Below are 12148 nucleotides of genomic sequence, written 5' to 3' on the forward strand. Positions count from 1 at the left end.
CTAAGTTAATGAAGTGTCTAATCGGTAAGTTCCCGCTTTACTCCTTTCTGATATTTTTTCATAAAGCCCCATTCCGACACTTTATATGGTTTAGATAAAAGTTCTACCGGGAGGTTGAGTTTTTTACTTAATAACGATACATGCTATAGTGTTAGTGGAGCTTTATAGGATAATATTTTACTAGCGGTAGCCTTGGATCCAAAATAGGCGATCAAGTCTTTTTGTTTAAGTCGCCCATGTATTACAATTTCATTTTGATTACCTGTATGGGATCTGCTTCTTCGATTGGATATTTTTCTTCTTCATATTTGTTAATCAGAAGAGATAAAAGGTCAAATTCATCACTGAGGTCGGGATCGTCAGTGGAATGGAATATTTCATCCAATCTCTCCAAAGCCGTGTTGTATTGTTCTTCATTTTTTATGATGGACCAATTCACTCTTATTTACTTTCAAGTAATTTATAAACATTTCTATTTAGCCTTATTCCCCTTTCAAGCTCATCAGGTACTCGACTAAATTCACTAAATCCCCGGTCTCCATGGTGTTTTGTAATCCTGCGGGCATCATAGACAGATCCATGGTTTTAATTTCAGAGACATCGGTCATTTTATACGTTTGTTGATTGCCTCCGGGGAATTTAACGATGAGTTCGTCTTCCGTTTCACTTACGATAATCCCGTTTAGCGTTGAGCCATCTTTTAGTTGAATTTCTGCTCCTTCATATCCAAAACTTATGCCCGCGCTAGGATAGAAAATGGCCGTATATTGCCCTTCTCTGGACAATTTATTTCCTATATCAGAGAGTTTTGGTCCAAAATCATTACCTGTAGATCCGTCCTCGTGGCATAGCCCGCAATATTGATCAAAAACAAATCTCCCTGCTTCAGAATCTCCCTCCATCTGAAGGAGTTCTTCCATTGGGGGATGGCTGGAAGAAGCTAATTCATCCGAGTCCAGGTATTTCGCGGCTTTTAGTAGAACCGCTTTATTCTTTGATTGACTCAGTCCCTGGACTGTTGCCAGTTTGAGGTTTCCTTCTACTTCACCGTTTTCCAATAATTCCAATGCTGTTTCCTGCCCTGATGAAGACCCTCCCAGTGCTTTTAAAGCTGATTTGCGTACTTCTTCCGGGAATCGATCATCAAATGCGGTTTGTATATACAATTCCGAAAGGTTTTTATTTTCTATTTCAGAAGTACTTTGGATGAGTGATAGCGTTTGGTTCTCATTATCAGGCGAAATTTTTTGTGCTAGTAAAGTAAGTCCACCTTGCCTCAATAATACTTCGGTTGCATTTTTCTTTAATTCCGGTGAGTTGGCGTTTAAAGCCATTTCCATAAGTTGGGAGTTATTATTCTTTAAGTCAAAGCGAGATACGATATCTATAAATTCCTGACTTCCTTCTGTTCGACTCAGCTGGTCATTGATTACTTTTTGAATGGAATGAGAATTTTTTGCAATCGAAGGATCTATATGATGTAGCAGGATTGAAATAAATTCTTTATTTGATTGGTTTTTTATTGCCAACTTTTCTAATTCAGTTAATTTCGCTTGAGAGTTCGGGTGAAAATCCAATGCACGGAAATAGCGGAGCCTTTCGTCAAGCGCAACGGAGGATTCCGTAAGTAGGTTGGTCAGAAAAGGCAATGCTGCTTCTGCACGGGCCCGCCAAATGATATCCCTCTCGGCTTCGGATGGTGAATTATTGGAAATATTGTTTTGTTGAACCCAGTGCGGGAAAATGATATCCCATTTATTTTTAGCGGCAATGCCAAGGGCTTCCAGGTACCATCGGTCTTCACCGTTGTATTTTGATGCCAGGCTAACCCATAGATCTTTTGATTTATCGGCACTGATTTCGTGAAGGGCAACGAGGCATTCGCGAAGCACCTGAATGTTGGAATCCTCCGAAAGTTGTTGAACAGTACTTGCTATTTTTTCAGGTTGAAATTGTCGAACGGCCCGCAATCCGGCTATGCGAATATTGGGATTGGGGTCCAAAAGCGCCTTTGGAATAATTTCTTCAGCTACATTTTCAGTTTGACAAAGGATCCAAAAAGATCTTGCCCGGTACCTGGGGTTGGTATTTGCATTTTCAAAAACACTTTGTAACGATGAAATGGCTTCAGGACCAGCCCTTTTCAGACTATTCCAGGCCCTGTATCTTACTGATAGGTTAGGGTTTTTCAGGGCTTCTAATGCTCCTTCGATAGTGGAATAATCATATTCGGGAATGGTATACTTCTGATTTCCAATAGCACTAATTCGATAAATCCTACCTCTTTGTAAATCACCTACCTGGTGTCCGCCTACCCCGGGGTCATACCAATCCGAAATGAACAAAGAACCATCAGGTGCCGCACATACATCCGATGGGCGAAACCACTGGTCGCTGGTACCTTTTATTATGTTATTGACAGATGCCGCAAAGCCGGCGCCGTTGGTCTCTACCTGATAAGACCGGACTACATTGGGACCGGCGTCGCAGTGGATCATCTGGTTGCGAAAACGTTCGGGCAATTGATCGCCCTCGTAAAGGATAATTCCCGTTGGGGACCCGGCCCATGTCTGGAGGAGGTTGGGTACTACCCCGGGGTCATTGAGATGCCAGTGACGGAAGGGAATGGAATCGGACATATTAGTTCTGGGTACACGCCAATTGGCACCGGTGATCTCGTCCCTGAAACCGTAATTTCCATAATCCATTACATAATTAATACGAGTACCGCGATTTCCGTCATCATCATTATCCGATTGCCACATACTTCCATAACTGTCCACTGCTAATTCATAAGGGTTGCGAAAGTTATGGGCCATGACTTCAAGATTTTGGAAATCAGGGTCACAGCGGAAAATCATTCCCTGTCTGTATTTTTCAAAATCGATAACATTTCCGTATTTGTTTTTTACAGGGTTCCCTGATGCGTCGAGTAATTGTTTTCCTTCATTGCCAAAGTTAAAATACAATTTTCCATCCGGACCAAAAACAAAGGCGTGTATTCCGTGATCGTGTTGCTCCCCGCTAATACCCTGGAAAATTATTTCTTTTTTGTCTGCTTTATCGTCTCCATCTTCATCCGTTAGTAACCAGACATATGGACTTTGAGATATGATTACCCTATTGTCCATTACCCAAATCCCCAGTGGGGCATTAATTTCGGGATCCTGGTAGAAAACTTTTTCCGTATCAGCTTTTCCATCCCGGTCATTGTCTTCTAAAATTAAAATCCGGTCTCCTTCTTTCCTGGGTTCTTTTCCCGTTCTCCAGTTTCTGTAATTATAGGCTTCGCAGACCCAAATTCTTCCGCGGTGATCAATGTCTATATTGGTAGGATTTACCAACATTGGTTCCGATGCAAATAATTGTATGTTTAGGTCATCTGCTACTGTAAGTCCTGAAATTGCATTTTGGGAATGGTGTTTTTCTTCATCAGGCAACAATTCATACGGGTGTTTTGCTGTTGAAGTATCGTCAGAATTTTCGCAACTGAGAAAAGTAAAAAAAATAGATATCAGGATAAGGAATACAATGATAATTTTCGTGTGGGGATTTGATACCATAATACAAATTGGTTTTCTATGCTTAATAGTGTCGAAATTACCAAATATCTTAAATTATTTGTTATAAATACACTTGTTTGATTTTTACTTTTTCATTTTGTCTTTGCAGTAATATTTTGGTTGGTTTTCTGGTTATCAATAAAATTTTACGTACAATAGATTGAATCTTACTACTGCTATAAAAATCATGGTACTATTTTTGGATGAAAGAAAAGATAGGTTTAAAAATAATTGGAAATATTTTCTTTAATTTATTTACAAATTGAGAATGCATGGTAAAAACGACTATTAATTGGACTAAGTTGAGTAGTATCCTGGTTTCAGTGGTAATCCTTGGTTTGATTATAGTATACGGTAAGACGTTTTTGATTCCCGTTATTTTTTCAATTTTTTTGTCTCTTCTCGTGTTGCCTTTATATCATTTTTTCAAGAAGTTGGTTCGAGTTGATTGGCTCTCTATCATATTATGTTTCTTATTGATCTTAGGATCTATGGGCCTGGTCATGTATTTTTTTTCAATGCAGATTTATCAGGTTTTTTCGGAATTGTCCGAGATCAAATCCCAATTGACCAATGGTATCAATAAAATCAATTTTTTTGTTGCGGATAAATTCAACTTGAGTACTGAAGTTGTAAGGGACTGGATTGATTCCCAAATTGCTTTGATTGTTGACTTACCATCCTCCTTTCTTTCGAGGGGTATATCCTCTTCATCTGCATTTTTATTGCAAAGTTTGATTTGTATAGTGTACATGTTTTTTATACTACTATATAAGGAAGCTTTTAAAAATTTTATAATAAGTCAATTCCCCAAACGCAATCGCAAGGAAATTTTTGACCTCCTGAACAGTATTACAAAGGTTAGTCAACAATATTTTCTTGGAAGATTATTAGTAATGGTAATTTTGGCCATACTTAATAGTTTGGGCCTGTGGTTGTTGGGGATTGGATATCCCATACTGTGGGGGGCTATAGCAGCTGTATTAACTATTTTCCCATATATTGGTACTACATTGGGAGGAACCTTGCCTTTCTTTTATGCATTTGCTACAGAGGAATCCCTTTGGAAACCGATAGGGGTAGTTATAGTATATCAAATTATTCAGCAATTAGAAGGAAATATAATTACTCCGAAAGTAGTAGGAGGAACAATGAAATTAAATCCTTTTGCATCGATTGTTGCTATGGTAGCCGGAGGACTTATTTGGGGCCTTGCCGGTTTGGTAATAGCCTTGCCTGTGATAGCAATAATTAGAATTTTATTTGACCATATCGAATTGATGAAGCCTTTCGGTTTGCTTTTGGATAAGGACTTGAGCAAGAATAAAGACCTGTTTCTTAATGAGTACGACCAGGAGAAATATAGAATTATTGATTACCTCTCGCGACAAAGTAAGCAAGACAATAAAAAAGAGCCTTAAGAAAAATTCTTAAGGCCCCCTTGAAATTATACTCACTTAAGATCAACATGGCCAAATTAATAACATCCGAATTATAAAATGCGGATGCAATCATTTGTATTAGCAAAACTAAGTAAATGTCTAACGATATCCTAATATTATTCTTATTAATTTAATAAATATTTTGATTGATTGTCAAATTAGCAATAAGATGTTTATAGTATTGAAATTATATAAATTTTTTGAAGAATCAGTATTGAAATATTATAACTTTTTTAATGAAGTTGTATATAATTTAGGAGTAGAAAAATTTTCTTGAAATACTTGAAGTAAGGAAATATTATATGAGTAAAGCAGAATACCCGATCCGGATAGTTACAGCAGCTTCATTATTTGATGGGCATGATGCGGCTATTAATATTATGCGTAGGGTAATGCAATCTACAGGAGTAGAGGTAATTCACCTGGGGCACGATCGCTCTGTAGAAGAAATTGTCAGTTGTGCCATTCAGGAGGATGTCCATGCCATTGCCGTTACATCTTATCAGGGTGGACATATGGAGTATTTTAAATATATGTTAGACCTTCTTTGTGAAAAAAGGGCTGGAAATATTAAAATTTTTGGTGGCGGAGGAGGTGTTATCTTACCGGCAGAAATCCAAGAATTACACGAATATGGGATAGCGAAAATATATTCTCCTGAGGATGGAAGAGAAATGGGTATCCAGGGAATGATAGATGACCTGATTAAACGGTGTATGCCAAGAGATCAGCTGGTATTTACTGATGATTTGGAGGCTTCCTTAAGGGATTACCAGGTATTGGGAAAAGTCATTACGGGGATTGAGGAGGACCATGCTGAAATACAGTCTTTTCTGCAATCATTGGAGGGACAAAATAAAAATGATAAAAAGACACCGGTGTTAGGTGTTACAGGCACTGGTGGTGCAGGAAAGAGTTCTTTAGTTGATGAATTGGTGCGTCGATTTCTTCAAATATATGAAGATGTGAGATTAGGAATTATTTCAATGGATCCTTCGCGAAGGAAGTCTGGGGGAGCATTGTTAGGTGATCGGATCAGGATGAATTCAATTAATCATCCGAATGTCTATATGAGGTCCATGGCCACCCGGCAAAGCCATTTTGCTGTTTCGCAAAAATTGGAAGGAGTTGTCCACCTTATGAAAAAGGGTTCTTTTGATTTGATTATCCTCGAGACATCCGGGATTGGACAAAATGATTCAATTATTGTTGATTTTTCTAATGTTAGTCTGTATGTAATGACTCCTGAATTCGGAGCCCCGTCCCAATTGGAAAAAATTGAAATGCTTGATTTTGCTAATTGTATAGCATTGAATAAATCGGACAAACCTGGCGCGGATGATGCATTGCGTGATATAAGAAAACAATACAGAAGAAATCACCTGGATTGGGATACTCCGGAATCTGAATTGCCGGTTTTCCCCACCCGGGCTTCACAATTTAATGACGAGGGAGTCAATAGATTGTTTGCAGAACTTATTAAAAGGATCAATGTTGATGCACAATATAATTTTCTAAAAAGACCTTTGGAAAATTTGCCTTCTGGAAAAAGTATGACCATTATTCCGTCTTCCCGAAAACAATATTTACGTGAAATTTCGGAAAAGATTGAAAGTTACAATAGAGATGCCAAGCTCGAGTCCAATTTAGTAAGTAATTGGCAGGCATTGGAAAAAACAAGAGATATCGTCGGGGATAAAGATGTTTTGAAAGCATTGGATGGAAAGATTGATCAAATAAAAGCTCAGTTAGATCCTGAAAGTCTTGTGAAAATTATGTCCTGGCCAGAGGATAAAGATAAATATTCAGAAGACGAATTTGTATATAATGTACGAAATCGGGAAATCAAAGTAAATACTTTCAATACAACCCTTTCCGGTACCCGGATTCCTAAGGTCGCAGTGCCAAATTACCGTGATTGGGGAGATTTGCTTTATTGGCAGTCCCAGGAAAACTTTCCAGGTAAATTCCCTTATACGGCCGGTATATATCCTTTCAGAAGGACGACGGAGGATGCTACCCGAATGTTTGCGGGAGAAGGAGGACCTGAACGAACCAATAGGCGATTTCATTATGTTTCTTCCGGGCAAAAGGCTAAACGATTGAGTACTGCGTTTGATTCTGTTACTTTATATGGCCGGGATCCGGATCGTAGACCTGATATATTTGGAAAGATTGGGAATGCGGGAGTTAGCATTTGCTCCGTTGATGATATGAAAAAGCTATTTAGTGGTTTTGATCTATCGGATCCCATGACCTCTGTCAGTATGACAATAAATGGCCCGGCACCGGCTATTACAGCATTTTTTATGCATGCTGCTATTGACCAGCAATGTGAAAAATATATAATTGAAAAAGGGGACAAGCAAAAAGTAAAAAGTTTAATCAAAGAAAAATTTGAACAAAAGAACTTGAAGAAACCTGAATATACAGGGGAGTTGCCCGATACGCATAATGGCCTGGGATTACTTTTGCTGGGAACCAATGGGAGAGAAATGATACCACCCGAAGTATATGAGAATATTAAAATGGATACCTTAGCAAAAGTTCGGGGTACGGTACAGGCTGATATTTTGAAAGAAGATCAGGCGCAGAATACCTGTATTTTCTCTACCGATTTTTCACTCAAGGTAATGGGGGATATGCAGCTGTTTTTTTCCCGGGAAAGGATTCGCAATTTTTACAGTGTTTCTATTTCCGGTTATCATATTGCGGAAGCCGGTGCCAACCCGATTACGCAATTGGCTTTCACCTTGGCCAACGGATTTACCTACGTAGAATACTATCTTAGCAGAGGGTTGAAAATTGATGAATTTGCCCCAAATTTTAGCTTTTTCTTTAGTAATGGGCTCGATGCCGAATATAGTGTGATTGGAAGGGTTGCCAGAAGGATTTGGGCAAAGGCTATAAAGTATAAATATGGCGGAAACGAGCGATCGCAAAAATTGAAATACCACATTCAGACTTCAGGTCGGTCTCTGCATGCACAGGAAATGGCTTTTAATGATATTAGAACTACGTTACAAGCCTTGTATGCAATATATGATAATTGTAATTCCCTGCATACTAATGCCTATGACGAAGCAATAACTACTCCAACGGAAGAAAGTGTCCGAAGAGCAATGGCTATTCAAATGATTATAAATAAAGAACTGGGCTTTAATTATAATGAGAATCCAATCCAGGGGGCTTTTATTGTTGAAGAATTGACAAATCTCGTCGAAGAATCTGTTTTATCTGAATTCACCAGGCTGTCAGAAAGGGGCGGTGTAATTGGAGCTATGGAGACAATGTACCAAAGGGGAAAGATACAGGATGAAAGCATGAATTACGAACAAAAGAAGCACGATGGTAGTTACCCAATTATAGGAGTGAATACCTTTTTAGCAGATACAATTGAAGTCAAAGGGCATACGGCAAGAATTTCAAGAAGTACTGATCATGAGAAAAATGGGCAGATTGAAAATCTGGATGCATTCAAGGCCCGTAATATAGATAGATGTCCTGAATCATTATCCAGGTTGCAAAATAGTGTTCTGGAAAATGGAAATGTCTTTGAAACACTAATGGAGATTGTACCGTATTGCTCCCTGGGGCAGATTACAGACACTTTATTTGAAGTTGGAGGGAAATACAGGAGAGGAATGTAGGGAGGGATACAATAACATATTCTTAATTAAAAGCCTTATTTAAAAATAATTAAATTTGACACTGGCACATTCATTTGATCTCAAAAAATATTAAAAAGATGAAAATCATAACTTTATATGCATTGTTTTCTCTTTTTGCCCTGGCAGTAAATTGTCAGGATAAAGGAGAACAAAGTTCTGTTTCGACTAAATCTACTGAACAACAGTTAATGCAAAAACAGGGAGAATCTATTGCCACTTTTGCAGGGGGGTGCTTTTGGTGTACAGAAGCAGTATTCGAACGTGTGCGGGGGGTTGACAGGGTTGTTTCAGGATATGCCGGAGGGGATACGGATAATCCTACTTATGAAAGTATAGGTACGGGGACGACAGGACATGCTGAGGCCATACAGATTTATTACGATCCTTCAATTGTAGGGTTTGAAACATTGCTAGAGGTGTTTTTTTTGGGTGCCCATGATCCTACACAAGTGAATAGACAGGGCCCTGATGTCGGTACCCAGTACCGATCTATTGCCTTTTATCGTTCAAATCAAGAAAAAGAGGAAATTGAAAATTATATTAAAACCCTGGAAGGTTCTAATAAATTTGAAAGACCCATTGCTACAGAAATAAAGGAATTTGAGATCTTTTATCCGGCGGAAGATTATCATCAGGATTATTATCCTGCCCATCCTGGGAATCCTTATATCCAGCAAGTTACAAAACCAAAGGTTGAAAAATTTGAAAAGAACTTTAAATCGTTATTAAAGTAGCCTTTGTTATGGTTTTCTGTTTAGGAATTCTGGAAATCACCTACTTACTCACTGGTAACGAAAAATGCGTGGATCATACCCGGGATCCATCCTAACAAACATAAAATAATATTAATTATTAGGGCTTTTCCCGCTCCGTGTTTCATGAATACGGCAACAGGTGGCAAAAAGATACATAATATTATATTCAGCAACGACATAGGATAAATTTTGATACATGCGTATAAAGTATAACGGATTTAAATTAAAATAATTCTAGAAATTCTAATGATTTTAAAAACATCTTCTTCTGATTAAGCATTACAATGATAGATCAGGTAATAGTTGTCTGCAAGAAAGATGCTCTTATTGAAAGAAACTATTCTAAACTATCATATAAAATAACGCCCCCATTTCCATGAATAGAATTACTATTTCAAAAATTCTAAATGTCATTACCATAGGTTTTGAACTGAAGTTAACCCAATTGATTTTTTTATTTGGTTCATTGATATTTATGTTTTTGCCAGATTTTTCGGCGAAAGCCCAAACGGCAATAATGAAAGGTAAGGTTTTAGATGCTACCAATAATGATGCTATACCATATGCGAATGTTATTATTCCAGAAACCGGGAAAGGGGTAAGTACTGATTCCACGGGTAGTTTTTTATTAGAAATATCACCTGGCATTTATACAGTAAGAGTATCTTACCTTGGATATAAGGATGATGTAAAAAGTGAAATTGAAGTTTCTTCTGCCCGTCCGACAAATTTGAATTTTTTGTTGGAGCCATCTGGAGTTGCATTGTCCAAACTGGTTGTTCAATCCGACCCGTTTCAAAAACCAATAGAAAGTCCATTGAGTTTGCGCAGCATAGGGGTCTCTGAGATTAGGAGGAATCCAGGAGCCAATAGAGACATTTCGAAGGTTGTTCAAACATTGCCTGGAGTAACGACGACAGTAGGATTTCGCAATGACCTTATAATCCGCGGAGGTTCTCCTGGTGAAAATCAATTTTTTCTGGATGGAGTGGAAATTCCTAATATTAATCACTTTGCTACACAGGGAGCAGGTGGCGGTTCCAATGGATTGATAAATGTTAATTTCATTCGTGAAGTCGATTTTTACAGTGGTGCATTTCCTGCTCACCTGGGAAATTCTTTAAGTTCTGTTTTTGATCTCAAACAAAGAAATGGAAGGAATGACCGATTGGGTTTTAGCGCCACTATAAGCGGTACTGATGCAGGTATGACATTGGAGGGGCCGCTTGGTGAAAAAACCACTTTTTTATTATCTGCCAGAAGATCGTATCTATCTTTTTTGTTTAAGATTATTGGTTTACCTTTCTTACCTACCTATAATGATTTTCAGATAAAAACCAGGACGCAAATAAATAAAAATAATGAATTGATTTTTATCGGTTTAGGGGCGATTGATCAATTTGAATTGAATACCAGTGCGGGTGATGATGAATCCAGTCTATTCCTCCTTGAGAATCTTCCTGTAGCCCCTCAATGGAATTATACAAATGGGCTGGTGTATAAAAACTACCACAACCAGGGATATCGCCAAGTTGTACTAAGCAGGAATATGCTGAATAATCGTGCCTATAGATATTATCAAAATGATGATACTTCGGAAGATAACCTCATATTGGATTACCGCAGCCAGGAAATAGAAAATAAGCTTCGTTTGGAGGACTTAAGGACGATTAATGACTATAAACTTCGGTATGGAATTTCAACAGAGTGGGTAAAGTACAATACAAATAGCTATGCTAAAATATTTACTCCGTCTCAGGGGGAAGAAGTCGTAGATTATGAATCTGAAATTTCTTTTTTGACATACGATTTTTTTGGACAGATAAGTAATTCCTATTTTGGGGACAGGTTGGATTTGTCCGCAGGAATGCGATTAAGTGGAAGTAATTATTCTGATCTCATGGAAAATCCTTTTCAACAGTTTTCGCCACGAGCATCATTGTCTTTTAAGGTATCGCAGAATATAAGAGTTAATGCTAATACAGGAATTTATTATCAACTACCCCCTTACACAGTATTAGGATATAGAATTAATGGATCTTTAGTGAATAGAGACCGAACTGAATATATGACGAATACCCATTGGGTGGCTGGATTGGAATGGCGATCCAAAAATTCAACCAAAATATCTCTAGAAGGGTATTATAAAAAATACGATAATTACCCTTTTTTATTGGATGATAGTATAGCTCTGGCTAATTTAGGTGGTAATTACGGGGTGGTAGGTAACAAACCTTCTATTTCAAATGCCACGGGTAAAACATATGGGATTGAGCTATTTTTACAGCAAAAGCTTTACGAAGGGTTTTACGGTATTTTGTCCTATACATTGGGATGGAGCAAGTTTGAAAATAAATATGGAAAACTGAGCCCCAGTAGTTGGGATGCCAGGCATATTGTAAATATGGCAGGGGGGAAACGATTTGGGAAAAATTGGGAGGTAGGAATTTCAGTTCGGTATCAATCCGGTCTTCCTCTTACACCTTTTGATGAGTCATCGAATCTCGTGAGCTCCTGGCAGGTAAATGGTAGGGCTATCCCCGACTATGACAGAGTGAATTCATTGCGTGATGATTATAGCCTGGGGATTGATCTGAGAATTGATAAAAAAATGTATTTCGAAAATTGGAGCATTAACTAGGGATATTCAGAAGTAACTCAAATACTTGGTTATCAGGATATTAATTTGTATTTTAGATAAAATAAAACCCCGAAAA

7 protein-coding genes are annotated in these 12148 nt (G+C 38.0%); 4 read left to right on the forward strand and 3 right to left on the reverse strand.

Annotated features, from left to right (window positions below; genetic code table 11):
- Positions 1-241: 241 nt before the first annotated feature.
- Both LVD47_RS18125 and LVD47_RS18130 read right to left on the reverse strand, forming a co-directional pair.
- The gene (locus LVD47_RS18125; protein WP_236979445.1) at positions 242-439 is read right to left on the reverse strand and encodes a hypothetical protein; all 198 of its coding nucleotides are present in this window, start codon (positions 437-439) and stop codon (positions 242-244) included.
- Between the two features lie 43 nt (positions 440-482).
- Positions 483-3563, reverse strand: coding sequence for a PVC-type heme-binding CxxCH protein (locus tag LVD47_RS18130; protein ID WP_236979447.1), 3081 nt, complete (start codon positions 3561-3563; stop codon positions 483-485).
- Positions 3564-3835: 272 nt separating this feature from the next.
- Here LVD47_RS18130 and LVD47_RS18135 point away from each other — a divergent pair, with 272 nt between their 5' ends.
- From LVD47_RS18135 to msrA, 3 genes are all read left to right on the forward strand, one after another.
- A complete protein-coding gene (locus LVD47_RS18135) occupies positions 3836-4984 on the forward strand; it encodes an AI-2E family transporter (RefSeq protein ID WP_236979449.1) in 1149 nt (382 codons plus the stop codon).
- A 323-nt stretch (positions 4985-5307) separates the two neighbouring features.
- On the forward strand, positions 5308-8655 hold the full coding sequence (locus tag LVD47_RS18140; RefSeq protein WP_236979451.1) for a methylmalonyl-CoA mutase family protein: 3348 nt from the start codon (positions 5308-5310) through the stop codon (positions 8653-8655).
- Between the two features lie 98 nt (positions 8656-8753).
- Positions 8754-9410: a peptide-methionine (S)-S-oxide reductase MsrA gene (gene msrA / locus LVD47_RS18145; RefSeq protein ID WP_236979453.1), complete on the forward strand. Its 657-nt coding sequence runs from the start codon at positions 8754-8756 to the stop codon at positions 9408-9410.
- A gap of 44 nt (positions 9411-9454) precedes the next feature.
- Here msrA and LVD47_RS18150 read toward each other — a convergent pair whose 3' ends face one another.
- Complete coding sequence (locus tag LVD47_RS18150) at positions 9455-9610, reverse strand: YqaE/Pmp3 family membrane protein (protein WP_255785288.1); 156 nt, start codon at positions 9608-9610, stop codon at positions 9455-9457.
- Positions 9611-9807: 197 nt separating this feature from the next.
- On the opposite strand from LVD47_RS18150, the gene LVD47_RS18155 reads away from it, so the two are divergent.
- On the forward strand, positions 9808-12072 hold the full coding sequence (locus LVD47_RS18155; RefSeq protein WP_236979455.1) for a TonB-dependent receptor: 2265 nt from the start codon (positions 9808-9810) through the stop codon (positions 12070-12072).
- Positions 12073-12148 lie beyond the last annotated feature (76 nt).

The sequence above is a fragment of the Membranihabitans maritimus genome, from assembly GCF_021729145.1.
Taxonomy (GTDB): domain Bacteria; phylum Bacteroidota; class Bacteroidia; order Chitinophagales; family Saprospiraceae; genus Membranihabitans; species Membranihabitans maritimus.